The 24719-nt window shown below is 68.8% G+C and carries 19 protein-coding genes and 3 pseudogenes; 11 read left to right on the top strand and 11 right to left on the bottom strand.

Annotation, left to right across the window (positions count from 1 at the left end):
- Both RZ1_RS00735 and metH read right to left on the bottom strand, forming a co-directional pair.
- On the bottom strand, positions 1-714 hold the full coding sequence (locus RZ1_RS00735) for an HAD family hydrolase (protein ID WP_072808293.1): 714 nt from the start codon (positions 712-714) through the stop codon (positions 1-3).
- The gene (gene metH / locus RZ1_RS00740; protein WP_072808296.1) at positions 707-4276 is read right to left on the bottom strand and encodes a methionine synthase; all 3570 of its coding nucleotides are present in this window, start codon (positions 4274-4276) and stop codon (positions 707-709) included. The genes RZ1_RS00735 and metH overlap by 8 nt, the downstream gene beginning before the upstream one ends.
- A 51-nt stretch (positions 4277-4327) precedes the next feature.
- Between metH and RZ1_RS00745 the strand changes: the two genes are divergently transcribed.
- From RZ1_RS00745 to RZ1_RS00765, 5 genes are all read left to right on the top strand, one after another.
- Positions 4328-5221 (top strand): PAC2 family protein, encoded by an 894-nt coding sequence (locus RZ1_RS00745; RefSeq protein WP_072808299.1) that lies wholly within the window; start codon positions 4328-4330, stop codon positions 5219-5221.
- Entirely contained in the window at positions 5218-6360 is a 1143-nt protein-coding gene (locus RZ1_RS00750) for an MFS transporter (protein WP_072808302.1), read from the top strand. Before RZ1_RS00745 ends, RZ1_RS00750 begins: the two co-directional genes overlap by 4 nt.
- A 176-nt stretch (positions 6361-6536) precedes the next feature.
- Positions 6537-9044 carry a nitrite reductase large subunit NirB gene (gene nirB / locus RZ1_RS00755; RefSeq protein ID WP_072808304.1) on the top strand — a complete coding sequence of 836 codons (2508 nt, stop codon included), beginning with the start codon at positions 6537-6539 and terminating at the stop codon, positions 9042-9044.
- The gene (locus tag RZ1_RS00760; RefSeq protein ID WP_072808306.1) at positions 9041-9367 is read left to right on the top strand and encodes a Rieske (2Fe-2S) protein; all 327 of its coding nucleotides are present in this window, start codon (positions 9041-9043) and stop codon (positions 9365-9367) included. Before nirB ends, RZ1_RS00760 begins: the two co-directional genes overlap by 4 nt.
- A gap of 56 nt (positions 9368-9423) precedes the next feature.
- The gene (locus RZ1_RS00765) at positions 9424-9720 is read left to right on the top strand and encodes an Rv1443c family protein (RefSeq protein WP_072808309.1); all 297 of its coding nucleotides are present in this window, start codon (positions 9424-9426) and stop codon (positions 9718-9720) included.
- A gap of 363 nt (positions 9721-10083) precedes the next feature.
- On the opposite strand, the pseudogene RZ1_RS31085 reads toward RZ1_RS00765, so the two are convergent.
- Positions 10084-10200, bottom strand: a pseudogene (locus tag RZ1_RS31085) (ferredoxin reductase); the annotation flags it as partial.
- A gap of 45 nt (positions 10201-10245) precedes the next feature.
- Here RZ1_RS31085 and RZ1_RS31090 point away from each other — a divergent pair.
- Positions 10246-10622 (top strand): annotated as a pseudogene (locus tag RZ1_RS31090) (FAD-binding oxidoreductase); the annotation flags it as partial.
- 19 nt (positions 10623-10641) lie between these two features.
- Positions 10642-11556 (top strand): annotated as a pseudogene (locus RZ1_RS00775) (fatty acid desaturase family protein); the annotation flags it as partial.
- A gap of 252 nt (positions 11557-11808) precedes the next feature.
- Here RZ1_RS00775 and RZ1_RS00780 read toward each other — a convergent pair.
- Together RZ1_RS00780 and RZ1_RS00785 are read right to left on the bottom strand one after the other, a co-directional pair.
- Positions 11809-13104, bottom strand: a complete 1296-nt coding sequence (locus RZ1_RS00780) for a hypothetical protein (protein WP_072808315.1) — start codon at positions 13102-13104, stop codon at positions 11809-11811.
- Between the two features lie 130 nt (positions 13105-13234).
- Complete coding sequence (locus tag RZ1_RS00785) at positions 13235-13693, bottom strand: 6,7-dimethyl-8-ribityllumazine synthase (RefSeq protein ID WP_072808317.1); 459 nt, start codon at positions 13691-13693, stop codon at positions 13235-13237.
- Positions 13694-13855: 162 nt separating this feature from the next.
- On the opposite strand from RZ1_RS00785, the gene RZ1_RS00790 reads away from it, so the two are divergent.
- The gene (locus tag RZ1_RS00790; RefSeq protein ID WP_072808319.1) at positions 13856-14911 is read left to right on the top strand and encodes a hypothetical protein; all 1056 of its coding nucleotides are present in this window, start codon (positions 13856-13858) and stop codon (positions 14909-14911) included.
- Positions 14912-14920: 9 nt separating this feature from the next.
- Here the strand turns inward: RZ1_RS00790 and RZ1_RS00795 are convergent, their stop codons facing one another.
- Positions 14921-15979: a tyrosine-type recombinase/integrase gene (locus tag RZ1_RS00795; RefSeq protein WP_083583460.1), complete on the bottom strand. Its 1059-nt coding sequence runs from the start codon at positions 15977-15979 to the stop codon at positions 14921-14923.
- A 237-nt stretch (positions 15980-16216) separates the two neighbouring features.
- On the opposite strand from RZ1_RS00795, the gene RZ1_RS00800 reads away from it, so the two are divergent.
- Entirely contained in the window at positions 16217-16534 is a 318-nt protein-coding gene (locus tag RZ1_RS00800) for a hypothetical protein (protein ID WP_072808325.1), read from the top strand.
- A 145-nt stretch (positions 16535-16679) separates the two neighbouring features.
- Here RZ1_RS00800 and RZ1_RS00805 read toward each other — a convergent pair whose 3' ends face one another.
- Positions 16680-17414 carry a Crp/Fnr family transcriptional regulator gene (locus tag RZ1_RS00805; RefSeq protein WP_072808328.1) on the bottom strand — a complete coding sequence of 245 codons (735 nt, stop codon included), beginning with the start codon at positions 17412-17414 and terminating at the stop codon, positions 16680-16682.
- Positions 17415-17516: 102 nt separating this feature from the next.
- Here RZ1_RS00805 and RZ1_RS00810 point away from each other — a divergent pair, with 102 nt between their 5' ends.
- On the top strand, positions 17517-18110 hold the full coding sequence (locus tag RZ1_RS00810; RefSeq protein WP_238072157.1) for a hypothetical protein: 594 nt from the start codon (positions 17517-17519) through the stop codon (positions 18108-18110).
- 1005 nt (positions 18111-19115) lie between these two features.
- Positions 19116-20120 carry a coiled-coil domain-containing protein gene (locus RZ1_RS00815; protein ID WP_072808331.1) on the top strand — a complete coding sequence of 335 codons (1005 nt, stop codon included), beginning with the start codon at positions 19116-19118 and terminating at the stop codon, positions 20118-20120.
- A 28-nt stretch (positions 20121-20148) separates the two neighbouring features.
- Here RZ1_RS00815 and RZ1_RS00820 read toward each other — a convergent pair whose 3' ends face one another.
- Genes RZ1_RS00820 through RZ1_RS00835 form a run of 4 tightly spaced genes read right to left on the bottom strand, consistent with a single transcriptional unit; the run spans position 20149 to position 24647 of the window.
- Positions 20149-21957: a sugar phosphate isomerase/epimerase and 4-hydroxyphenylpyruvate domain-containing protein gene (locus RZ1_RS00820; protein ID WP_072808333.1), complete on the bottom strand. Its 1809-nt coding sequence runs from the start codon at positions 21955-21957 to the stop codon at positions 20149-20151.
- On the bottom strand, positions 21957-22817 hold the full coding sequence (locus RZ1_RS00825; RefSeq protein WP_072808335.1) for a shikimate dehydrogenase: 861 nt from the start codon (positions 22815-22817) through the stop codon (positions 21957-21959). Before RZ1_RS00825 ends, RZ1_RS00820 begins: the two co-directional genes overlap by 1 nt.
- Positions 22804-23295: a type II 3-dehydroquinate dehydratase gene (aroQ, locus tag RZ1_RS00830; protein WP_072808337.1), complete on the bottom strand. Its 492-nt coding sequence runs from the start codon at positions 23293-23295 to the stop codon at positions 22804-22806. Before aroQ ends, RZ1_RS00825 begins: the two co-directional genes overlap by 14 nt.
- The gene (locus tag RZ1_RS00835) at positions 23292-24647 is read right to left on the bottom strand and encodes an MFS transporter (protein WP_072808339.1); all 1356 of its coding nucleotides are present in this window, start codon (positions 24645-24647) and stop codon (positions 23292-23294) included. The genes aroQ and RZ1_RS00835 overlap by 4 nt, the downstream gene beginning before the upstream one ends.
- Positions 24648-24719: the final 72 nt, after the last annotated feature.

Genomic DNA, 24719 nt, shown 5'->3' on the forward strand with positions numbered 1-24719 from the left:
TCAACGCTCCCCGGAAGCGTGCAGTTCCCGCAGATCGTCCACGCTCACCCCTTCGAGGGAGGACCGGAACACCCGCCGCGGCGATCCGGGCACCGTCGTCAGCGACGGCACCACCAGCACCGTGCAGCCCGCGGCGTCCGCCGCGGCCGCGCCGGTCGGGGAATCCTCCACCGCCAGGCACTGCGCCGGGTCGAGCCCCAACAGGTCCGCGGCCCGCAGGTACGGCGCCGGGTCCGGCTTGCCGGCCGGCACCTCGTCACCGCACACCGTGTGGTCGAAATGCGTGCCGTCGAGGGTCTCGAGCGCCACATCGCACAACCGGCGGCCGGTGTTGGTCACCAACACCTGGCCGAGCCCGGCCGCCCGCACCGCACCCAGCGCGGCGCGCGCCCCGGGCCGCCACGGCAAGCCCTTCGCGAACAACCCCGCCATGAACACGTTGAGCCAATCCTCCGCGGCGGTCTGCTCGTCCGGGGTGGGCGCCAGACCGAGACCGTCGAAGGTCCGCCACACCGACAGGTCCAACGGCCCACCGATCGTCGCGATCCGCGTTTCCTCGGACATCGGTCCCCCGAGATGCAGCGACAACTCGCGCATCCCGACGTCCCACAACTGTTCCGACTCGAGCAGCGTGCCATCCATGTCCCACAGCACCGCCTGCAGCGCGCCGCCCTGCGCTGCCGCACCGACGGCGGGTTCGATCAACTCAGACATTGAAGTACTTGGCCTCCGGATGGTGCAGAACGAACGCGTCGGTGGACTGCTCGGGATGCAACTGCAACTCTTCGGACAGCTCCACCCCGATCCGACCCGGCTCGAGCAGCTCGACGAGCTTGATGCGGTCCTCGAGGTTCGGGCACGCCCCGTACCCGAACGCGAACCGCGCCCCCCGATACGCGAGCTTGAAATATTCGGCCACCTCGGCCGGATCGTCGTCGGCGGCGGTACCGCCCCCGGCGAACGCCAGCTCCTGCCGCACCCGCCGGTGCCAGTACTCGGCCAGCGCCTCGGTCAACTGCACACCGAGACCGTGCACCTCCAGATAGTCGCGGTACGCGTTCGCGGCGAACAACTCGTTCGCGAAGTCCGCGATCGGCTGGCCCATCGTCACCAGCTGGAACGGCCACACATCGACCTGCCCGGTGCGCTGCGCCTCCTCCCGCGACCGCACGAAATCGGCGATGCACAGGAACCGGGGCCGCTGCTGCCGCGGGAACGTGAACCGGTACCGCTCCGGGGCATCCGGGCGCGGCTCGGTGAGCACCACCACGTCGTCGCCCTCGGACACCGCCGGAAAATACCCGTACACCACCGCGGCGTGCGCCAGGATGCCCTCGGTCGACAACCGGTCCAGCCAGTACCGCAACCGCGGCCTGCCGTCGGTCTCCACCAGCTCCTCGTAGGACGGGCCGTCCCCGCCGCGCTGCCCGCGCAGACCCCACTGGCCCAGGAACAGCGCCCGCTCGTCGATCAGGCCCGCATAGTCGGCGACCGCGATGCCCTTGACGACGCGACTGCCCCAGAACGGGGGCGTCGGCACCGGCAGATCCGCCGCGACATCGCTGCGTGCGGGGATCTCCACGGGGGTCTCCGTCGCCTTGCGCTTCTCGGCGATGCGCTTGCTGCGTTCGTGCCGGGCCTTGCGTTCGGCGGCCTTCTCCCGCGCGGCGATCGCCTCCGGGCTGTCCGGCGCCGGGCCCTCCCCGCGCTTGACGGCCATGATGCGATCCATCAACGCCAGCCCCTCGAACGCGTCCCGCGCGTACGAGACCTCACCCTCGTAGATCCCCGCCAGATCGTCCTCCACGTAGCCACGGGTCAAGGCGGCACCACCGAGCAGGACCGGGAACTGCTCCGAGACCCCGCGGGCGTTGAGCTCCTCGAGGTTCTCCTTCATCACCACCGTCGACTTCACCAGCAGCCCCGACATCCCGATCACGTCGGCGCGCTTGTCGACCGCGGCGTCGAGGATCGTCGCGATCGGCTGCTTGATGCCGAGGTTGACGACCTCGTAGCCGTTGTTGGACAAGATGATGTCCACCAGGTTCTTGCCGATGTCGTGCACATCGCCCTTGACGGTCGCCAGCACGATGCGGCCCTTGCCGTCGTCGCCGGTCGACTCCATGTGCGGCTCGAGATACGCGACCGCCGCCTTCATCACCTCGGCCGACTGCAGCACGAACGGCAACTGCATCTGCCCGGACCCGAACAGCTCACCGACCGTCTTCATCCCCGACAGCAGCGTGTCGTTGATGATCGACAACGGCGGCACCTGCGTCATCGCCGCATCCAGATCCGCCTCGAGACCGTTGCGCTCGCCGTCGACGATGCGCCGCTCGAGCCGCTCGAACAACGGCAGTGCCGCCAGCTCCTGCGCGCGGGACTCGCGCGCCGACGCCGCCGACACCCCCTCGAACAGCTCCATCAGCTTCTGCAGCGGGTCGTAACCCTCCCGGCGCCGGTCGTACACCAGATCAAGCGCGACCTGCCGCTGCTCGTCGGGGATCCGCGCCATCGGCAGGATCTTCGACGCGTGCACGATCGCGGTGTCCATGCCGGCCTCGACACACTCGTGCAGAAACACCGAGTTCAGCACCTGCCGCGCGGCCGGGTTCAGACCGAACGACACGTTCGAGATGCCCAGCGTGAAATGCACCTGCGGGTAGCGGCGGTGAAGCTCGCGGATCGCCTCTATCGTCTCGATGCCGTCGCGGCGCACCTCCTCCTGACCGGTCGAGATCGGGAACGTCAGCGCATCGACGATGATGTCGTCCTGCCCCAGCCCCCAGTTCTCGGTCAGATCGGTGATCAGGCGCTCGGCGATACGCACCTTGTGCTCGGCGGTGCGCGCCTGCCCCTCCTCGTCGATCGTCAGCGCCACCACCGCGGCACCGTGCTCGACGACGTGCTCCATGATGCGCTGGAACCGCGATCCGGGGCCGTCCCCGTCCTCGTAGTTCACCGAATTCACCGCGCAGCGGCCCCCGAGATGCTCGAGACCCGCCTTGATCACGTCCGGCTCCGTCGAGTCGATCATGATCGGCAACGTCGACGCCGTCGCGAACCGCGACGCCAACTGCGCCATGTCCGCCGCACCGTCACGGCCGACATAGTCGACGTTCAGATCCAGCATGTTCGCGCCGTCGCGGATCTGATCCTTCGCGATGTCCAGGCACTTGTCGTAGTCGGCCGACAGCATCGCCTCCCGGAACGCCTTCGAACCGTTCGAATTGGTGCGCTCGCCGATCATCAGGATCGACGACTCCTGCTCGAACGGCACCGCCGAATACAGCGACGACACACCCGGCTCCGACACCGGCCGACGCTCGGCCGGCTGCAGCTCACGCACCGCCTCGGCAACCTGCCGGATATGCTCGGGGGTCGTACCGCAGCAACCACCGACCAGCGACAACCCGTACTCGGTGACGAAACCGGTCAACGCCTCGGCGAGCTCCTCCGGCGACAACGGGTACTCGGCACCGTTCGCGCCCAGCACCGGCAGGCCCGCGTTCGGCATCACCGACACCGGTACCTCGGAATGCTGCGACAGATATCGCAGGTGCTCGGTCATCTCCGCCGGACCCGTCGCACAGTTCAACCCGATCAGGTCGACACCCAGCGGGGCGAGCGCATTCAGGGCCGCACCGATCTCCGAGCCCAGCAGCATCGTGCCGGTCGTCTCCATCGTCACGTGCGTGATGATCGGCACCCGCCGGCCGGCACGCTCCATCGCGCGGCGGCTCCCGACAATCGCCGCCTTCGCCTGCAGCAGGTCCTGGCAGGTTTCGACGAGGATCGCGTCGGCCCCGCCCTCGATCATCCCGAGCGCAGCCTCGACATACGCGTCACGCAGTACCTCGAACGGCGCATGCCCCAGCGTCGGCAGCTTGGTACCCGGACCCATCGAGCCGAGCACGAAACGGCCCACGCCGTCGGCGCCCGGACCCATCTCGTCCGCCACCTCCCGGGCCAGCCGGGTACCGCGTTCGGACAGGTCACGGATACGGTCGGCGATGTCGTAGTCGGCGAGATTGGGCAGGTTGCAGCCGAAGGTGTTCGTCGAGACAGCGTCTGCGCCCGCCTCGAAATACGCACGGTGAATACCGCGGATCACATCCGGCCGGGAGTCGTTGAGAATCTCGTTGCACCCCTCGAGGCCACGGAAGTCGTCCAGCGACAGATCCGCGGCCTGCAACATGGTGCCCATCGCCCCGTCTCCGACGACAACGCGCCGCGACAGCGCATCGAGCAAGGCAGAGTGCAATGGGGTGGACATGGCCACCAGACTAGTGGGCGCCCGATCGCGCCCTGGCCGTAGGCTGGACAGGTGAGCGAAAGTGAATCCGCCGACGACACCGGAACGGATATCCCTGTCCTACGCAACCCGGTGCTCGTCGCTGCGTTCGAAGGCTGGAACGATGCCGGCGACGCCGCCAGCGGCGCCGTCGAACACCTCGAGCTGATCTGGGACGCCGAACCGTTCGCCGAACTCGACTCCGAAGAGTTCTACGACTACCAGGTCAACCGGCCGCAGGTGCGACTCGTCGACGGCGTCACCCGCGAGATCGACTGGCCGGCCACTCGCCTGTCCGTATGCTCGCCACCCGGCAGCGATCGCGACATCGTGCTGCTGCGCGGCATCGAACCCAACATGCGCTGGCGCAGCTTCTGCGACGCCATCCTCGAACTCGTCGAGGAAATCGGCGCACACACCGTCGTCATCCTCGGTGCCCTGCTCGCCGACACCCCGCACACCCGGCCCGTCCCGGTCACCGGCACCGCCTACAGTTCCGAGGCCGCCAAGAAGTTCAACCTCGAGAAATCCCGCTACGAGGGTCCCACCGGCATCACCGGAGTCCTACAGGACGCCTGCGTCCGCGCGGGCATCCCCGCCGTCTCGTTCTGGGCGGCGGTCCCCCACTACGTGTCCCAGCCGCCGAACCCCAAGGCCACCGTCGCGCTGCTGCGCCGCGTCGAGGACGTCCTCGACATCGAAGTGCCCCTCGGGGAACTGCCCACCCTCGCCGAAGAATGGGAACAGACCGTCACCGAGATGACCGAGGACGACGAAGACATCACCGAATACGTCCGCACCCTCGAAGAACGCGGCGACGCCGAAACCGACCTCGACGACACGATCTCCACCATCGACGGCGACGCGATCGCCGCCGAATTCGAGAAGTACCTGCGCCGGAGGGGACCGGGCGGCCTCTCCCAGTGAGCGCCGCACTGCAACGCGCGGCGCTGTACGTCGGCGGGTTTCTCGGCCCCTTCGGCGGCGGTGTCGTCATCTCGATGCTGCCCGAGATCGGCGCCGACACCGGCGTGAGCACCGGCGACGCCGCCCTCACCATCACCGCCTACCTCGGCCCGTTCGCCCTCGCGATGCTCGTCTCGGGCACGCTCGGCGCCCGGTGGGGCCGCGAACGGACCGTGCGCACCGCCTACGCCGTGTATGCCCTCGCGGCGCTGGCCTCTGCGCTCGCGCCCACCATGACGCTGCTGCTCGGCACCCGGGTCCTCCAAGGCGTCGCCAACGCGTTCACCACCCCACTGCTGCTCGCGGCGCTCGCGGTGATCACCCCGAAAGACCAACTCGGACGCGCACTCGGCCTGTTCGGCGCCATGCAGGCCGCCGGGCAGACCATCGCACCACTCGTCGGCGGGCTCGCCGCCGAAGTGGGCTGGCGGTGGGCGTTCGTAGTGCTCGCGGCCGCCGCCGCCGTCCTCGCCGTGATCGGCCTTCCCAGCGGTATCGGCGGCCCACCCGACGCCGCTCCCGCCCGGCTGCGAGACGCCCTGCGACCCCGGGTGTTGCGGATCGGCCTCGTCGCGCTGCTCGGGTGGGGTGCGCTCGGCGGACTGAGCTTCCTGCTGGCCTTCCGCGCCCAGGACTTCTTCGGACTCACCCCCGCCCAGCGCGGCGCCCTGCTCACCGGATTCGGCATCGCCGGCATCCTCAGCGCGCGACGTGTCGGCGCCCTCGTCGACCGCATCGGCGCGACCGCGACCGTGCTGATCGGCTCGCTCGCCGGGGCGGCACTGGTGGTCGTCGTGGGTCTGGCACCGATGCTGTGGCTCGCCGCGATCGCCTGGTTCGTCGCCGGTGTCGCGTCGCAGTGCGTGCTCGTCGGGGTCAATGCCGCGGTGCTCGGCGGCGAGGGTCGTAACCGGGGCGGAGCTGTGTCTGTCGTGCAGGCCTTCCGGTTCGGCGGCGGCGCGGCCGCGCCGATGGCCCTGACCCCGTTGTACGCGGCGGCACCGGTCGCGAGCTTCGTGCTGCCCGCCCTGCTCCTGGCGATCGTCGCGCCCGTGGCGATGCCCAGGGACACTGCGACGCCCAGGGACGACCCGGCCTAGTTCGCCCGGCCGCCTGCCCGCTCGCCGCGTATTCGTGCACGGCCCCGACGATCCGTCCTCGCCGTACGACACCCCGGCACCCCTGACACCACCGACCTCGCACATGTGAGGTCTTCCTGATCACCGCGTAACCCCCGTGCCGCCGATCCGTCACCGGTGCATCCCACCCTCGACGCATGACACCGACACCGCCCACCTCGGAGACCCCGCGCCGGCGGCTGCTCGTCGTCGGAAACGGCATGGCCGGCGCACGCACCGTCGAGGAAATCCTTGCGCGCGGCGGTCGCGAGCAGTTCGACATCACCATGATCGGCGACGAGCCGTACGGCAACTACAACCGGATCATGCTCTCGCACGTGCTCGCCGGTGAGGCGGACGTGGACGACGACGAACTCGTCCTCAACCCCATGAGCTGGTACCGCGAGAACGGCGTCACTCTCTACGCCGGCGACCGCGCGATCCACCTCGACCGGTTCGCCAAGACCGTCACCTGCGAATCGGGCCGCGAAGTCGGCTACGACCTGCTGATCGTGGCGACCGGATCGAACACCTTCTTCCCGAACATGGACGGCCTGCGCGAGTCCGACGGCCGCCTCGGCCGCGGGATCTTCGGGTTCCGCACCATCGCCGACACCAACGGCATGCTGCAGATGGCCGACGCCCACGACGACGTATCTGCCGTCGTCATCGGCGGTGGCCTCCTCGGCCTCGAGGCCGCCTACGGGCTGCGCACCCAGGGACTGGCCGTCACCGTCGTGCATTCCCCCGACCACCTGATGAATCAGCAGCTCGACGAGCGCGGCGGGCGTGTGCTGCGCACCGAGATCGAGAAGCGCGGGATCACCGTCCGCACCGGCGCCCGCACCACCGCGATCCTGCGCGACGACCGCGACGCCGTGACGGGCGTGCGCTTCGCCGACGGGGACACCGTCGAGACCGACATGGTCGTCGTCGCCGCCGGGATCCGCCCCAACACCGAATTCGCCCGCAGCGGTGGCCTCGTCGTCGAACGCGGCATCGTCGTCGACGACCAGATGCGCTGCGAGGACGAATCCAGCGTCTACGCCGTCGGCGAATGCGCGCAGCACCGCGGCGAGGTGTACGGCCTCGTGGCACCGGTATGGGAACAGGCCGTCGTCCTCGCCGAACACCTCACCGGCACGAACCCCGACGCCGCCTACTGCGGCTCCCGCACCACCACCAAACTGAAGGTCGCGGGAATCGACGTCGCCGCGATGGGCGTCAAGGGACCGGAACGCGAAGACGACGAGTTCGTCCAGTTCTACGATCCGCGCAGCGGCGTGTACAAGGCCGTCGTCGTACGCGACGGCGCCCTCGTCGGCGCGACCCTGCTCGGCGACATCGGCAAGGCCTCGATGCTCGCCCAGGCCTTCGACGGCAGGATCGACCTCCCCGAGGACCGCGCGGCACTGCTCTTCGACATCGGCGAACCCCAGGGACCCGACGTGGCCGCCGATCTGCCCGACGACACCCAGGTCTGCAACTGCAACGGCGTCACCAAAGGCGACCTCGTCGCCTGCGTTCACAGTGGCGCCGCCACCCTCGCCGAGGTGTGCGCGAAGACCCGCGCCGGCAAAGGATGCGGATCCTGCAAGGGCTTGGTCGCCGACATCGTCGCGTGCGCGGCCGGCGGCGAACTCGCCGACGATCCCGCCGCGAACTGGTACGTGCCGTGTATCCCGCTGCGCAAGCCCGACCTGATCACCGCAATCCGCGCGCGGGATCTGCGCTCGGTGTCACAGGTGTTCGCCGCGCTCGCCCCCGCCGGCGAGGACGCGGCCGCGAAGATGCCGCTGGCTTCGCTGCTGCGCGTGGTGTGGGGACCCGACTGGATCGACGAACGCGGTGCCCTGTTCATCAACGACCGCGTGCACGCCAACATCCAGCGCGACGGCACCTTCTCGGTGGTCCCCCAGATGAAGGGCGGCGTGACCACCCCGGACCAGCTCCGACGCATCGCCGACGTCGCCGACCGGTACTCGGTGCCGCTGGTCAAGGTGACCGGCGGCCAACGCATCGACCTGCTCGGCATCCGCAAGGAAGACCTCCCGAAGGTGTGGGCAGATCTGGGCATGCCGTCCGGTTACGCCTACGGCAAGTCCGTGCGCACCGTGAAGACCTGCGTCGGCAGCGACTACTGCCGCTACGGGCTCGGTGACTCCACATCGCTCGGCATCGCGATCGAGGACCGCTTCCAGGGCCTCGAAACCCCGGCGAAGCTGAAGTTCGCGGTCGCGGGCTGCCCCCGCAACTGCTCCGAGGCGCTGTGCAAGGACTTCGGCGGCGTCGCGGTCGGTGACGGTCGCTGGGAGATCTACGTCGGTGGGGCCGCAGGCGCGCACATCCGCAAGGGCGACCTCCTCGCCACCGTCGACTCCGGTGAGGAGGTACTGACCATCGCGGGACGGTTCATCCAGTACTACCGCGAGAACGCTCGGTGGCTCGAACGCACCTACGACTTCGTACCGCGCCTGGGCATCGACCGCCTGCAGGCATTGCTGCTCCACGACGAGGAGAACATCGTGACCGGCTTGGACGAACGGATCGCCGCCGCGGTCGCCGGCTACCGCGACCCTTGGCTCGAACGCACCACACCGAAATCGCCGGCGCAGTTCGTCCCGTCGTTGCCGCTGCTCCCGCTCCCCCAGGTTCCGGCCCGATGACCGCCCTGCACGACGCCGTGACGACCGACGTCGGAGCGATCACCGACCTCACCGCCGGAGAGGGTCGCGCCTATGTGGTCGACGGCCGGCAGATCGCCGTGTACCTGCTGGCCGACGGCACGGTCCGCGCCACGGACGCGATGTGCCCACACCGGGCCGGACCGCTCGCCGACGGCCAGATCGACGACGCGGTCGTGGTGTGCCCACTACACCAGTACGCATTCTCGTTCGAGACAGGTGCCTGCACCACTGCCGGAATCGGTTCCGTCCGGACGTACCCGGCGCACGTGGTCGACGGGCGGATCCACCTGGTACTGGGGTAGCTGCATGCGGTGATCGCGGTGGCTACGGTGGGCGAAACCGACGAAGGGATCTTCCTGTGAGCCACCTCGTCATCGTCGAATACGACGCGCTCACCATCGCCGAACTCGCACCCGGCAGACGCTTCCTCGAGAAGTCATCGATGCTGACGATGCGCCGCTGGGAGCACGAACGCACTCTCACTCCTGCCGGTCCCGGTCGTACCCGCGTGCACGACCGGCTCACGATGGAGCTGCGTGTTCCACTCTCGCGACTCCCCTACGGGAACGAGCTCGCCCGGCAAATCGTCACGAGACTCTTCGCGCATCGCCATCGACGCCTTGCTCGCGGATTCGTAGGCCGACGCGTGGCGTAGAGGTTGGGTGAGTTGTCGTGAACGGGAGTGGTTTGTATTGGTGGTGGGTTCGAGAGTGGGGCGATTTCGGTATATTGTGAATTTCCGTATAGTTCGGAATTATCTCCTTGATACAGAGTTGATCGAGACGGCAACCAGGTCTCGCCTCCGTCATTATCCGAGCCTTTACAGGCGGCGTCCTTTGGAGGGCCTCGCCCCGACAGCACCTCGCTACTCGCCACCGCCGGCGGCTTGCCGCTGCGGTTCCCTTCGGCGCTCCCCTCCCCCGCCGGGTGGCGTCGTACCTTGCGCCCTCGGAACGGCAACCGAACCCTGGGAACCGCCGGTCGGTGCCCGCGCAGTCCCCTACGGTGGGGTGATGGCCGGATCGATCCGTTCCACCCGCCCACGCAATTCCCGGGCGGTCCACAGCGGATTGATGAGTTCCAGGTAATCGTCCGCTCGCAACGGCGTAAACAGATGTCGCATCGCCCGTAACAGCCGTCTCCGCGCCTTCGGGACGTTCGGACGCGCACCCCGCTCCGCGGCGATTCGGCGGCCACGGTGGTGATCCGGCCGGGCCACGAATGGCCGGGGCACCGGGCGGGCCAGTATGTGCGGCTCAGCGTGATGATCGACGGCGTCTACCACTGGCGCGCGTACTCGTTGACCTCGGACCCGCACTCCGACGACGGCCTGATCAGCGTCACCCCGAAGGTGGTGCCCACCGGCACGGTCTCGCCTTTCCTGGTCCGCGAGATCGCCCCCACGACATCGTCCGGCTCAGCGAGGTCGAGGGCGTGTTCGCCCTGCCCGATCCACTCCCGGACAAGCTACTGTTCGTCAGCGCAGGCAGCGGAATCACCGCGATCGTGAGCATGTTGCGCCATCTCGACCACTGCAACGGCCTCGACGACGTGGTTGCGCATCAGAAGTGGAACCCCGGTGTACCTGGCACAACCCTTCTACAACGTGCTGCTCATGGCGTTCTTCGAATGGGGAGTTGCGCTACACGACGTCGACCTCGAGGCGGTACGGGCCGGCGAGAAGTCCTGGTCGGAGGTCATGGACGATCTCCACGGCATCGCCGGCAAGGCCCGTGCACAGATCGTCAACGACTACGGCGGCTGGCCGTTGATCAGTGCCGGCGCGTTCGGTCTGACCCAGCTTGCCTTCCGGGGCCGGCTCGGCCAACCGAAATCGTCCCGCATCGGAGATCTGCTGCGGACCCTACGACCCACCGGTCGACTGTCAACCGTCGCAGACGTACTCGATCGCATCATCCCGGGCGTCGAACGCACGTTCTGGACCACTCTGATGGCGGACGCCACCGCGAACGTCATCCGCAACGTGTGGGCGCACGGAATCATCTTCTGCGGACATTTCCCGGACCAGACCTACACCTTCAGCCAGGAGGAGGTCGAACGCGAGACCCGCGGTGGCTGGTATGTGCACCAACTCGTCGGTGCAGCGAACATCGAGGGAAGCCCCCTGTTCCACATCATCAGCGGAAACCTGGGATACCAGGTCGAGCATCACCTGTACCCGGACATGCCGAGCAGCCGCTACGCGCAGATCGCACCCCGGGTGCGCGAGATCTGCGAACGGTACGAACTGCCGTACAACTCCGGAGGGTTGGTACACCAGTGGTCCACAGTGCACCGCACCATCCTGCGGCTCGCGCTCCCCGGCGGAGAACCCCGCCCGAAGCCGGGCCCGTATCGCGGTGAACTCGACCCGCACGGCACAACCGGACCGAGCGAGGCAGCACGAGTCCGGCAACGCGTTCCGGTCGGCAGCGCGGCCGCGGGCCCCGAACACGACACCGGCGGAGTAGACGTTTCCCCACCCCCGCGCCGGGCACGACTAGCACTTCGTCCGCTCACCGGCTTCGTTACCGGGCAGCTGTGCGATATCCGGCGATTCTCGGGCCGCAATCCGACCAGTGACCCGCAGGGCGATCCCGAGAAGGTCTTCGACCTGCGCGCCGCTACTCCCCCGGACGGGTTTTGGTTCGAGGATGATGGTGCGTGAGTCTGTCGATATTCAGTATATATTGCTATTCCGTCCTATCCAGAATTTCCTGGCACCCTCGTATGGGAACCACGATCAGGTTTCGGTGCTCCCGCCGCTCTCCGAACCGTTGCGATCGCCGTCCGGACGACCCCTCACCCAACTGATCCCTGCCCCCAACGCCACAATCGCCGTCCCTGTCACCACCGTCGATACGAGTCCCGTCGATCCGATCCGCTCCCCCGGTAGCGGCGTGTAGGCCGTCCAGCCGTATTCAGCCGACAAGGGAACGAGGATCGCTGCTGGTGCCGCGAGCGCCGTCACCGTGATCGCCGGCTCCGACGGCAGACAGGAGGCGATGAGGAACGCGGCTGCGAGCGGGAATACACCGAGCACCGCGATGAGCTGCACGCTGTCCCACGGTGGACTGTCGACCAGTGCCGTTGCGATCACGACGACGAGTCCGGCGATGCCGAACCCCGGGCGCCGAATCCGGGTGCCCGCCACCGAACCGAAAGCGACCAGCGCCACCGGAATCAGCAGCGCCCACCACTGCTCCGTGTACCACGCGAGTTCACTCGGAGCGACGAACGCAACCGCGGTCCCGGCCAGCAGCACCGCAGCCGCCGGACCGGGAATCCACGCCGCCATGGCGACCGTGACCGGGATCAGAGCGAGGCCGCCCCACCACCAGCCGGGTAACGCCGTACCCCCGTACAGGCCGGTCACCGACCCGACGAATCGCCAGTGCAGGATCAGCCAGGCCGCGGGAAGGATGATCCCGACGAGCAGTCCCCTCCCCCGCAACCGCACGTCTTCCGGGGCGGCAGTCCCGGTGTCCGCCTGCAGCATCAGCACGAGCACTGCGAGCGCGGCCGCGACGACGAAGACCAGAGGGAGCGCATCGACGGGCTCGGCCGAGGAGGGCAGATAGTCGGCGTACCGGCGCGGTGACGACTCGCGCCGCAGTCGCACGAGGGATTCTGCGCACAGGATTCCCGCGATGGCTCCTGCCGCGAGGGCAGTCTGACCGTGCACGACACCGAGAGGCGGAACGGTCGCGGCCAGAGAACCCAGAAGCATGCCGGCGCCGGACGCGGCCGCGTACACCGCGAGCTCCCCGCCCGACGGGGCCACCGAGAAGGCCACCAGGGCAAGGCCGACCACGGCCGCAAATGCCCGATACGACCGGACCCGCGCTCCCCAGGCCACACCCGCGGCCAGGCTCACACCCAGAGTCACGCGGCCGGCGCCACCGGAGAACAACAGGCCTACCCTGCCGTCCCCGATGGTCAACACGAACGAGCTCGTGGTGCTCGAGGTCAGGGTCGATCCCGCCGTGAACCCTCCGACGGCGAGGGCGAGACAGAGAACGGAACTGTGGTGCCGCATGTCGCACACGGTTCCGGAAGGAGGGTGTTCCGGACGCACGGCGCGCCGAGTGAGGAGAATTCTAAATATTCTGAATTTCCGTTCCGTCCGGATTTAGCTCGGACGGAACGGAATGGGAGCCGGTCCGATGCTACTCGGTCGGCAGTGAACGCAAGGATTTCACGGTCGCATCGACGGCCTGCGCCGCCTCGGCGCCCTTCTTCACGAAGTGCCGGGTGAAGTACTCGATGTGCTCATCGTGCTCGTGGAAGTGATGCGGGGTGAGCACCACAGAGAAGACCGGAACGTCCGTATCGAGCTGAACGCGCATCAGACCGTCGATCACCGCGGTCGCGACGAAGTCATGGCGGTAGATGCCGCCGTCCACCACCAGTCCGGCCGCGACGATTCCGTCGTAGCGCCCGGTCTGCGCAAGCCGGCGGGCGTGCAGAGGAATCTCGAAAGCGCCCGGCACCTCGAAGAATTCCAGGGAGTCCTTGGAATGCCCCAGCGCAACCATCTCGTCGGTGAAACCCTCACGAGCCTGATCGACGATGCTGCGATGCCATGTGGCCTGGATGAACGCATACCGGCCGAGACTGTCACTCATGGCGTTGAAACTAGCGCATCGCAGGGCCCCTCCTCGCGCCGGCAGGCACGCGGTGCGTCGGGCAGCTCCCCGGACCTGCGATTCTGCAATTCTGTTGGTTCCGTTATAGACAGAGCGAGTACCGTGATGGATGTGACTGTTGCGGATGATTCCAGTGGGTCGATGGAGGTCACCGGGCCGCGCCCCGAACGCCACATCGACATCTATCGCCGCGCGGTGGCGAGCCTCGAGGCATGTCTGCCCCTGGGCTGGTCGGTGACCTCCGACCGTGCCCGCTCCCCCGAGGCGCCCAAACGCATCCTCGTCACCGCTCCCGACGGCGACTCGGTCTCCTACGCCGTCATCACCTCCCGGGGCGTACTCAGCGGCGACGTCGCGCGGATCTCGGCCGATCTCACCGAGTCCGACCGCGGGTTCGTGTGCGCCCACTACCTGTCCGATCCCGTGCGTCGCCAACTCGACCAGCACGGCATCTCCTACGCCGACGCCACCGGCAACCTGACTCTCGTCGCGGCCCGCCCGGCGATCTGGGTGCGCAACCGCGGTGCCGACGCGGACCCGTGGCGTGGGCCCGGCCGGCCGTCGGGCGTGCTGACCGGCGAACCGTCGGAGCGTGTCGTGCGGGCGCTCGCCGACCATGTCGGCGACATCTCCGTCCCCGAGCTCATCAAGCTGTCGGGCGCCTCCACCGGCGCCACGTACCGCGTGGTCGAGGTCCTCGCCGAACGTGAGCTGATCCGCCGGATTCCCCGCGGCCCCGTCACCTCCGTGCAGTGGGAACCCATGCTGCGCGGTTGGTCCGCCGACCGAAAGCCCTGTGCCACACGTAGTTTCGCCGCTCCGGACGGCCTCGACGCGGTGCGGGCCCAGCTCGCCGAGCGGGTGGATCCGGGATACGCAGTGACCGGCGTGGGTGCTACGGACTACGCGGCGACGGATGTTCTCGAGGTGTATGCGGACGATCCGGACGAGTTCGCCGCCGCGCTGGGTCTGCGTCCGGTCGACCGCGCCGCCGACGTGGTGGTGGCGATCCCCTGGACGCCGGTGGTGTTCGACCGGATGGAGCGGCGGGAAGGGTTGCGGTTCGTCGCACCCGCGCACGTCTACGCGGATCTGCTGGCGGGACCGTTCCGCAACGCGGACGCGGCCGACCACCTGCGGTCGCGGATGGAGGCGGACGAGTCGTGGTGGCGGCGACCTCTCGGACGCGGTCTGTGACGGTTCCGCTCAGAGTCCCAGCTCGGTGACGGCATTGCCGACGAGTCCGGCATGGTGCCGGCTGTAGATCGCGACCATCCGTTCGTCGGCGTGCCCGGTCTGCGTCATGATCGTCTGGGTCGTGGCGCCGTTGCGCACGGCCTGGGTGACGAACCCGGCCCGCAGACTGTGCCCACCGAGCGTGGCCACGAGTTCCGGGCTGAACCCGGCCTGTCGGGCCCGACGCTGGATCATCGAGTGCACCGATTGACCGGCCAGCACACCGGATCCGATCGAACCGGTTCGATGAACCGGCCGGAACAACGAGCGGTCCGGATCGGCGGTCTTCAGGGACAGGCCGCGGCAGTGATGATCGCCGAGGTCGTCCGTCGTGTCCGCGAGGAGCGCCGCGGCGGCCGCGCGACCACCCTCGTCCCACACGTCGAGCACCTCGCGCCACCGCCGGTACGCGCACACCGGGCACGTCTGGGGGTCGCGGCCGTACGGCAGCGTCACGACGCGACCATGGGCGTCGCGGTCGGTTTTGGAACGACGGATCGTGACGTAGAGCCCGTCCGCGCGGTGCGCGGTCACGTCGGAGATCGCCAGGCCGCACAGTTCGGAGCGCCGCAACGCGCCGGCGAGTCCCATGAGCAGCAGCGCCGAATCCCGGCGTTCGGAGATGCGGTCCGCCAACCCGGTTGCGGCGGTGCGCATCGTTCCCACAATCGCCCGGACGTCTTCGGTCAACAGCGGGGTGCGCCGGGCGGTGGGCGTCGCGCGGGTGCGCCGGATTCCTCGCAGGAGGTCGCGGACGGTCTCGTTCCGGCCCGGTGCGGGCAGGCCCGCGAGGGAGTGCACCTTGTTGATCGTCGCGACCCACCGCGCCATCGTGGCCGGCGCATACGCCCAGCGGCCGTCGGGGCGGAGCTCACCGGATTTCTCGGTGAGGTACCAGCCGAGCAGTTCCGGCGCTGCGGGAAGCGGCGTGTTCCCACACCCTTCACACCAGCGGACGAACTTCTCCCAGTCTGCGGTGTGCGCGGCGCGGGTGTTGTCGGAGGCCGCCTTGTCCCGCAGCCGACGCATCGCGTCGTCGGCGCCGTCCGGGAGATTCGGTGGCAGGCCGGACAGTGCGGGTCGCGAGTCATCGCGGGAAACGAGTTGTGCGCCACCGACCTCTTCCGTCACTGTGACACTCCCCTTCCGTGACCGGACTACGGCCATCCGATTCCCGCACCGTATCCAGCCCGGCGAGGCGCGGTCGGATGCGACGATGAATCGGCGTGTCGGCGGGGAACGACGAAATCTTCGAGGGGTTGCGCGATGAACATCCGGACAGTGACCGATCCCCATCGAGCCGGCGTGGCTTCCGTCTACGGCGAACCGCACGAAACAACGGACGGCACCACGATCATCACCGTGACCGGCTTCCATCGACCCTGGTTCCGACGTAACGATGCGACGCCGGTTCAGAAACCGATCGGGGTGTTCGTCGTCCGCGGCGGCGAGGTCCGCTGGGAACCCGTGGTCGATGCCACGCGCATCGCACTGCTCGGCGAACTGATCGGGCTGGTCGCCGCCACGCTCGGAACCCTCGCCATTCTCCGCCGGCCGCCGTGGCCGGACCTGCACCTGCATTGATCCGCCGCCCGGCAGCAGCCGGGCCACGGTGTGGGCGGTCCGTCCCGGCACCGCCGGGGCATCGATACGGTCGTTCTTTGCGGTCTGCCCCGCGGGAAGAGTCCCCGCACCCGGGCGGTGGCGGGGTCGAGGGCGGTGGCTCGGGTCACGATGCGCGGCGCGCCAACCCGGTGGCATCGAGGACGTCGACGGCCCCGTACCGGATCGTGACCAGCCCGGCTCGTTCGAAGTCCTTGAGAATCTTGTTGAGCGACGGTCGTTGCACACCGAGCATCGCGGCGAGGGTGCGCTGGGCCAGTTCGACCGATCCATCGCCGGCCTCGTCCAGGAGCAGCTGGGCGACCTGCGCGGTCAGGGTGCGGCCGAGGAGTCCGAGGATCCGGGCCTGGCTGGCAGCGAGGCGTTGGGCGACGCTCGAGAGCCAGCGACGGGCGATCGCCGGATGCGTGGCAAGCAGCGATTCGAAGGCCGCGCGGTCGAGGAACAGGCAGACCGAGTCGGTGAGGGCGCGGGCGGTGTAGGGCATCCGCATGTCCAGAAGCAGAGGCAGGTCGCCGTCGACGTCGCCGGGGCGCAGGACGTGGATCACCGCGCGGTGGCGCCCGGCCCCGACGGACAGCTCGATCTGTCCGTGCCGCACGATCCACACGCCACCCGGCGGTTTGTCGGCGTCGAACACCACCGTCCCTGCCGATACCGACTGGGTACGCAGAGTGTTCGCCAGTGCGGTGAGATCGCCGGGAAGTAGCGGGGCGGAGTCCCCCCGGCCGACGCAGCGCGCGATCCATGCGGCGTTCCGCACCTTCATGTCCTCGGGCCTGTGACCGCCGCCGAGCAGTCGGATCGCGTGCCCGATGGCCCCCATCGTCTCACTGTCCATCTGGCCATCGTGTCACCTCGCTGACACTTTGCGGGTGCCGACCGGCGTCGATCGACTTGACTGCGGGGCGACTCAGTTCACGTTCGATCGAAGGGAACCATCATGGCCACTTCAACTTCCGGCAGTACGAACTCGTCGAGTGGTTTGGGCTCCGCCGCGGCCCGCGGTGTCGGCGCCGCGGCCACCTGGGGTGCACTGGCGGGTGTGGGCGCCTCGATGACGATGGCAGCCTACGCGATGCTTGCCGCCGCGACCTATCAGCATTCCGGGTTCTTCACTCCGCTCTATCACATCGCGTCCGTGTTCGCCTCGCCCCAGACGATGATGACCTCGATGCAGCAGGCGATGATGGGTGACTCGTTCTACTTCACCCTCGCACCCGCCGCGGCGGGTGCGGTAATCCACATGATGGTCGGCGCCGTGTTCGGGGCGTTGTTCGGGATCGGCGCGGCACTGCTGCGGCTGCGGCTGCGCGGAACGATTCTCGTCGCCGCGGCGCTGGTGTGGGGCGTGGTCGTCTTCGCGGTGAGCACCTGGGTGGGCCTGCCGCTCGCGGCAGCGATCTTCGGCAGCGGCGATCAGATCCGCAACATGACTTCGATGGTCGGCTTCGGCACGTTCCTGATCGAGCATCTGCTGTTCGGTCTGATGCTGGGACTGCTGCTGCTCCTGGAGCACCGGTCGCACCGGCACTGACCGGTCACCCGACATCGAGGCCCGGAACGAGTTGGTGAGCGCCGAGACCCCCCGCACGGACCGGGTGGAGGGAACCAGCCGCCGGTGTGTGGCGGGTGTGCAGGCAGTCGTTGGGCCGCCGTGGCCGACGCGGCCGTCGGCCACGGCGCCTGGTGCCTGGTGCCTGGTGCCTGTACGCGGCGTCCACTCCGCTAGCGGTGCTGCGATGAGCGCGGCCCGGCCCGTCGAAGTGATGGTGCGCCGGCGGGCCGGACCGGCCGTTCTGGGCGCGCCTGCTCCGAACCGCCGAGCGGGCTGGGCTCCACGTCGGGGCCGCGGCTTCTGGGACGATCCCCGGCCGCGGCCACCGGCCGCTCGATCGCTCAGGCAACGAGAGGGTGGTACCCACTGGGATCCTGCGGCCCGCGGCGACGGTAGACCCTAGCGTCACGCAGATCGTGGCGGCGGTGCGCGAGCATGCGGCGAACCTGCTTGCGGGGACCGGCGCACTCACCCGAGCCGACCGGGGCCATCACCCGCATGCGACGGGCTCCCTGATCCACGCTCCGACACCGACCGCACTCCGCTGCTGCGAGGAATAGCCTTGCAGCTCAACCAGTTTCGCTGCACCGGCGCTCGCACCGCGTGGCGGATCTTGCGCGCGGCGGCGACGGTGACCACCTGCGGGCCGAGCGGTCGCCCCGGCGCCTGACACAAAGGGCGACCGGCACCGACCGGGTCAGCCACGGGAGAGCGCCACCCCTACCCAGTTTTCGATCCGCTCGGCGGCTCTGATCGTCATAAGTGGGGATTATGACGATTGGCGAATTTACATTCGGCTATGCGCATGTCCGCATGCAATGAGTCGAACTTTCCCGAACTGGCAGAACATGATCTCGCCGGTGCCATCTGCACATCCTCCACCTGCGATTTCGCTGGCAAACCCCCGTCTTTTCCGTTTCGTGTCTCGTTACGTTTCGCGTAATGTAATGATATAAGGATCATTCCGGAGCTGAAAGGGTCAGAATGAACACAGACAACGGTGTCGAAGAGTCGAAGCCGCGCGTCGGCAGGCCGCGCAAGTACGCCTCCCCCGCCGACCGGGTGCGCGCACACCGCGAACGAGAACGACAGCGCAAGGAAGCGGCACAGCTCGCCGAGCTCACCTCCCCCGCAGACCCGGGCGAAGGCGCCGCCAACCTTGCCGCAGCGGTGTCGTCGCTGCGCACGCTGACCGCGGCGAGCCTCGAGCAGTACAGCGCGGTCGCGGCGCAGATCACCGCCGCCGTCGACAAACTCACCGATCCGGCGGCGCTCGAAGCGCAGCTGACCAGAGCGTCGACGGAACTTGCCAAGGTCAAGGCCGACGCGGACGCCAGGATCGTCCGCCTGCGCGAGCAGCTGGCGCAGGCGACCGAGGACCGGGAGAACGCCGATGCCGCGGTGGACGCGGTCGACGCGGAACTCGCCGACGCCCGCGCAGCACACACCGAGCGGGTGCAACAACTGAACGTCGCGCACGAGGAGGAGCTGACCCGACTCAAGCAGGACCACGCGCAGACACTGAGCCAATGGCGCGAACAACTCGACGCCGCCGCAGCCGAGCACACGCGTATCACCACCGAACTACAGGAAACGATCACCGCGCAGCAGCAGCACCTGACCGATGCCATTGCGGAGCGGGACGCCCTGCGCACCGAACTCGCCCGCGCCCACGGCGACCTTGCACGAGCTCAGGCCGACGCCGACCAGCACACCGCCACCGAGACCCGGATCCGCACGGATCTCGAAGCCGAACGCACCCGAGTCGCCGAGCTACGCGATGCCCTCGAACAGGCCCGCATCACCGCCGCCACCGCGCAGGCCGCCGAGTCCGCCGCCCGCGACCGCGGCGACGAGCTGCGGGCCGAACTCACCGATCTGCGCGCCGAAGTAGCCGGTCTGCGTGCCGAGCTCGCGGCCGTCCGAGCCGCCCAGGCCACCGAGGTCACCGAGGTCACCGATCCGGAGCAGCAGCCCCCGGCGCCATGAACGGTGCCGCCGACGAGCGCCGGGGAGGTCAGCGACGTCGCGTCGACGCGGATACGAGCCACACGTGGGTGTTCGCCGATCCGTAGCCGTCGTACCCGCCGCGACGTTCCAGGATCTCGACCTGGAACCCGCCCTCCACGGGGACGGTGTAGGCGTGCAGCAACTCTCCCCTGTCGTGCCGGTCGTAGAGCAGGTCGTGCTGCCGGAGCAGGGCGAGCAAACCGGGGTCGAGCGCGAAACGCGCATCGAGATCCGCGTAATAGTTGTCGGGCGGGCTCAGCAGTTCGACGCCGCGGGAGCGCATGCGCCGCACCGCGTCGACGACATCGGAGGTCGCGAACGCCAGCTGCGTGATGCCGTGCTGCTGCGAGCCACCACCGCTGTCGGAAACGGTGAGAGCGATACGCAGATCGCCCTTCTCCGCGCGCAGCGCACGGATGCGCAGCCGCCCCTCGGGTCGGATGTACTCCTCGGAACTCGCCGGATGCAATCCGAACAGGGTGCGGAAGAACGAGAGTTCCTCGTTGAGCTGGTCGGCGGAGACGGCGACATCGATGTGGTCGACGCCGAGCCATCCGTCGTCCGGTGCGCCTGCATCTGCGGCGACGAAGTCGGTGCGCCAGTCGTCGCTCTCGCCGGGTTCGGCACTGACGAACACGTGCAGCCCGGACGGCGACGTGATCCCCGGCAGGTCGGCCTCGCCGTCACCGCGGGTCTTGTCGACCGCGGGCCACAGCAGCGCCGCGGCACGGTCGGCGACATCCGCGGCCGGCGGGGCGATCAGCCCGAACGCGGTCGCGGCGGGGCAAGGCGCGGGTGCTTCGTTGAGCACCACGTGCGCGCCGCCGTTGCGCCACCACACGACGGGCTTGGACCGATGACGGCCCGCGACATGAAATCCCAATCCGGACAACAGCTCCGGATATGCCGATCCGGTGGGAGCTGTGAGCTCCACGAAAGCGATGTCGGTACGGCGCGGGACCGGAGGTGCGACGGCGACCTGCTCGCGGGCGGATCCGGCCAGCCGGGCTCCCAGCTGGTCCTCGAGGAACACCAGCGACCGCATACCGTCGCGGGCGGTGACGAACGGATCGGCCTCGCGCACGACGTCACTGAAGATCTCGAGGGACAGCGGCCCGCGGTAGCCGGCCGCGACCGCCGCCGCGACGACCCCGGCGACGTCGAGTGTGCCCTGGCCGGGGAAGCACCGGAAGTGCCGGCTCCACTCGAGCACGTTCATGTCGAGCAGGGGTGCGTCGGCCACCTGCAGGAATCCGATGCGGTCACCGGGGATCCCGGCGAGGGCCGAGCCGTCGTCGCCGCGCGCGAGCATGTGGAAGGTGTCCACCGCGAGGGTGATTGCCGGGTGGCCGGCGCGGACCACCGCCGCCCACGCCTCACCGACCCGATTCACGTGCTGGCCCCAGGCGAGCGCTTCGTAGGCCACCGTGACACCGAAGGACGCGGCGAGCTCGCCGACCGCGTGCAGTTGCTCGGCCGACAGGTCCGGATCGTCGACGGCGTCGGGCAGAGCGTTGGAACACGCGAGCATCGTGCGAGCGCCGAGCGCGGTGGCAACCTCGAGCTTGCGGCGCACCCGGTGCAGCACGGCCGGGAAACGCGCGGGATCGACACCTTCGACGTCCCGCAGCGGCTGGAACAGGTCGATCGTCAGGCCCAGGTCCGCGCACCTGTGGGCGACCTCCTGCGGCGGAAGTGGCGACGCCACGAGATCGTTGTCGAAGATTTCGACGCCGTCGAACCCGGCGGCGGCGATCGCCTCGAGTTTCTCCTCGAGAATTCCGGACAAGGACACGGTCGCGATTCCACGGTGCATCAGCGGGTCAACTCCTCGAAATGACGCAGCATCCGGTCCGGGTCGGGTCGGCGGCCGGTGAAGTACTCGAATGCCCCGACTGCCTGGAAGACCGCCATCCCGCCTCCGGGCACGACACGGCATCCCTGTGCGCGGGCCAGCCGGACGAGTTCGGTCTCGAGTGGGAAGTAGACGACGTCCGACACCCACAGGTCGCCTCGGACGAGGTTGGCGGGCACGGGGAGTCCCGGGTGCCCGGTCATGCCGGTCGGGGTCGCGTTGATCAATCCCTGGGCGCCGGCCAGTGCGCCGGCGAGATCGGTGGTCGCGGTGATGCGGTCGTCGCCGAATCGTTTGGCGAGGCGGGTCGCACACTGCTGTGCCTTCTCGGTGTCGACGTCGACGATCGACACGTGCGCCGCGCCCTGTTCGAGCAGCGCGTAGCCGACGGCGGAGCCGGCTCCCCCCGCCCCGACGAGCACAGCGCGGTCCGACACCGCGTCGGGCAGCACGCGACGGAACGCGCGTCCCCACCCCGACCAGTCGGTGTTGCGGCCGAGTGCGCGACCGTCCCGGAAGACCACGGTGTTGACCGCGCCCAGGTCCTCGGCGTCCTCGCTCAGTTCGTCGAGGAGCTCGATCACGCGCTGCTTGAACGGGTGCGTGATGTTGAGTCCGTCGAACCCGAGGCGGCGAGCCCACGCGAGAACCCGCGGCAGATCGTCGGCACCGAAGCCGAGACGTTCGGCGTCGATCAGCCGGTAGGCGAGGCCGCAGCCGGACTCGCGTCCTTCTCGTTCCTGCATCGCGGGGGTCAGTGAGCCGCCGATGCCGGCGCCGACGAGGCCGAGGACGAAGGTGGGGTGTTCAGTGGTGGGCATCGTGCTGTTCCTCGATCGGGCCGTCCAGGGCTTCCGGGCTGTTCAGGGTCGCGACGTGCCGGAGCGCGTACTCGTAGCCGGCGGGTCCGAATCCTGCGACGACGCCGGTCGCGACCGCCGCGATGTACGACACGTGCCGGAACGGCTCCCGGGTGTGGACGTTGGTCAGGTGCACCTCGATCACGGGTGCGGCGACGGTCGCGAGCGCATCGCGCACGGCGACCGAGGTGTGGGTGTAGGCCGCCGCGTTGATCACGATTCCGCGGGCCCGGTCGCGGACGTCGTGGATGTGGTCGACGAGGGTGCCCTCGTGGTTGGTCTGGCGGAAGTCGAGGTCGTAGCCGAGCTCGATTGCGGTGCGGTCGCAGAGTTTCTCGAGGTCGGCCAGGGTCGCGGTGCCGTAGAGCGCGGGTTCGCGTCGGCCGAGCAGGTTGAGGTTGGGTCCGTTGAGGACCGCGATGGTGGGGCGTGTGGTCATCGCGGTGCTCCGACCGGAACCGGGGAGGTGTGCGCCTCGGGCATCGAGCCGAGATCGGGGGTCGCGACCTTGTGGGTTCCGTTCGGTCCGGTGGCGACCGCGCCGGCGGAGACGACGACCGCTCCGGCGGCGAACAGGGCCACGCGGTACCAGTTGCCCGCGTCGCCGTTCATGAGCGAACCGGCGATGGCCGGGGTGAACCCGGCGAGGGCGAAACCGAACTGGGTTCCGATCGCCATCCCGGACAGGCGGACGCTCGTCGGGAAGTACTCGGCATATGTCGCCGGCCAGCAGGCGTTGGGCATGCTGTAGACGACGCCGGCGAGCAGGATTCCGGTGACCAGGACGAGGGGCACGTCGCCGCGGGAGATCGACCACAGGAACGCCGCGACCAGAACGGCGCTGCCGGCCAGGCCCGACAGGAACACCGGTTTGCGGCCGATTCGGTCCGAGAGCATGGCCCACAGGGGGATCGTGCCGACGGCGATCACGTTCGCGACGATCGCGAGCCACAGCATCGTGCTGGAGGCGATACCGATGCCGTACTCGTCGTCGGTTGCGAAATTGAGGGCGAAGACCTGGAAGGCGGTGTTGACCATCGCGATGAAGGACGCGAAGAACACGCGGAGCACGCCGCGCCGGTGGTCGCGCAGGAGGAGGGACAGCGGTGCGCGGGGTACGCCTGCGTGTTCCTTTTCCGAGTGGAATTCGGGGGTCTCGTCGAGGGTGCGCCGGATGACGAATCCGACGAGGACCACGACCGCGCTGAGCCAGAACGGGATTCGCCAGCCCCAGGCGTGCAGTTGCTCGTCCGACAGCAGTGCCGCGAGCGGAAGGAACACCGCGGGCGCCAGGACCTGTCCGCCTTGTGTGCCGCTGAGTGTCCAGCTCGTGAAGAAGCCCCGCCGGTGGTCGGGTGCATGCTCGAACGACATCGAGTTGGCTCCGGCCTGCTCGCCGGCAGCCGAGATTCCCTGGAGGAGCCGGAGGACGACGAGCATCGCCGGGGCGAGCAGGCCGACCTGACCGTAGGTGGGCAGACACCCGACGAGGAAGGTCGACACACCCATCAGCAGGAGGGTGCCGATGAGAATCTTCTTCCGTCCGTAGCGGTCGCCGACATGTCCCATCAGGAAGGAACCGAACGGCCGGGCGACGTATGCGACGCCGAAGGTGGCCAGCGACGCGACCGTGGCGGCGGCGCGGTTGCCTTCGGGGAAGAAGATCGTGGGGAACACGAGTGCGGCCGCGGTGCCGTAGATCGCAAGGTCGTAGTACTCCAGTGCGCTGCCGCTCCACGCGGCGAGCGCCGCCTTGCGCGGCGTCCGCTGCACACTCGTTGTTTCTGTCATGGGACTTCTTCCGTCGGTCGCGTCGTCATCGGTCGTTGTCGACGGTAGGGGTGGCCGAGGTCACACGGCAAT

The sequence above is a fragment of the Rhodococcus zopfii NBRC 100606 = JCM 9919 genome, from assembly GCF_001895025.1.
Classification (GTDB): Bacteria; Actinomycetota; Actinomycetes; order Mycobacteriales; family Mycobacteriaceae; genus Rhodococcus; species Rhodococcus zopfii.

Excerpts from the sequence above, each read along its gene's own strand:
- RZ1_RS00735 (WP_072808293.1), bottom strand. The coding sequence starts at position 714 with ATGTCTGAGTTGATCGAACCCGCCGTCGGTGCGGCAGCGCAGGGCGGC.
- metH (WP_072808296.1), bottom strand. The coding sequence starts at position 4,276 with ATGTCCACCCCATTGCACTCTGCCTTGCTCGATGCGCTGTCGCGGCGC.
- nirB (WP_072808304.1), top strand. The coding sequence starts at position 6,537 with ATGACACCGACACCGCCCACCTCGGAGACCCCGCGCCGGCGGCTGCTC.
- RZ1_RS00760 (WP_072808306.1), top strand. The coding sequence starts at position 9,041 with ATGACCGCCCTGCACGACGCCGTGACGACCGACGTCGGAGCGATCACC.
- RZ1_RS00780 (WP_072808315.1), bottom strand. The coding sequence starts at position 13,104 with ATGCGGCACCACAGTTCCGTTCTCTGTCTCGCCCTCGCCGTCGGAGGG.
- RZ1_RS00785 (WP_072808317.1), bottom strand. The coding sequence starts at position 13,693 with ATGAGTGACAGTCTCGGCCGGTATGCGTTCATCCAGGCCACATGGCAT.
- RZ1_RS00790 (WP_072808319.1), top strand. The coding sequence starts at position 13,856 with ATGGAGGTCACCGGGCCGCGCCCCGAACGCCACATCGACATCTATCGC.
- RZ1_RS00795 (WP_083583460.1), bottom strand. The coding sequence starts at position 15,979 with ATGCGTCGGCTGCGGGACAAGGCGGCCTCCGACAACACCCGCGCCGCG.
- RZ1_RS00800 (WP_072808325.1), top strand. The coding sequence starts at position 16,217 with ATGAACATCCGGACAGTGACCGATCCCCATCGAGCCGGCGTGGCTTCC.
- RZ1_RS00805 (WP_072808328.1), bottom strand. The coding sequence starts at position 17,414 with ATGGACAGTGAGACGATGGGGGCCATCGGGCACGCGATCCGACTGCTC.
- RZ1_RS00810 (WP_238072157.1), top strand. The coding sequence starts at position 17,517 with ATGGCCACTTCAACTTCCGGCAGTACGAACTCGTCGAGTGGTTTGGGC.
- RZ1_RS00815 (WP_072808331.1), top strand. The coding sequence starts at position 19,116 with ATGAACACAGACAACGGTGTCGAAGAGTCGAAGCCGCGCGTCGGCAGG.
- RZ1_RS00820 (WP_072808333.1), bottom strand. The coding sequence starts at position 21,957 with ATGCACCGTGGAATCGCGACCGTGTCCTTGTCCGGAATTCTCGAGGAG.
- RZ1_RS00825 (WP_072808335.1), bottom strand. The coding sequence starts at position 22,817 with ATGCCCACCACTGAACACCCCACCTTCGTCCTCGGCCTCGTCGGCGCC.
- aroQ (WP_072808337.1), bottom strand. The coding sequence starts at position 23,295 with ATGACCACACGCCCCACCATCGCGGTCCTCAACGGACCCAACCTCAAC.
- RZ1_RS00835 (WP_072808339.1), bottom strand. The coding sequence starts at position 24,647 with ATGACAGAAACAACGAGTGTGCAGCGGACGCCGCGCAAGGCGGCGCTC.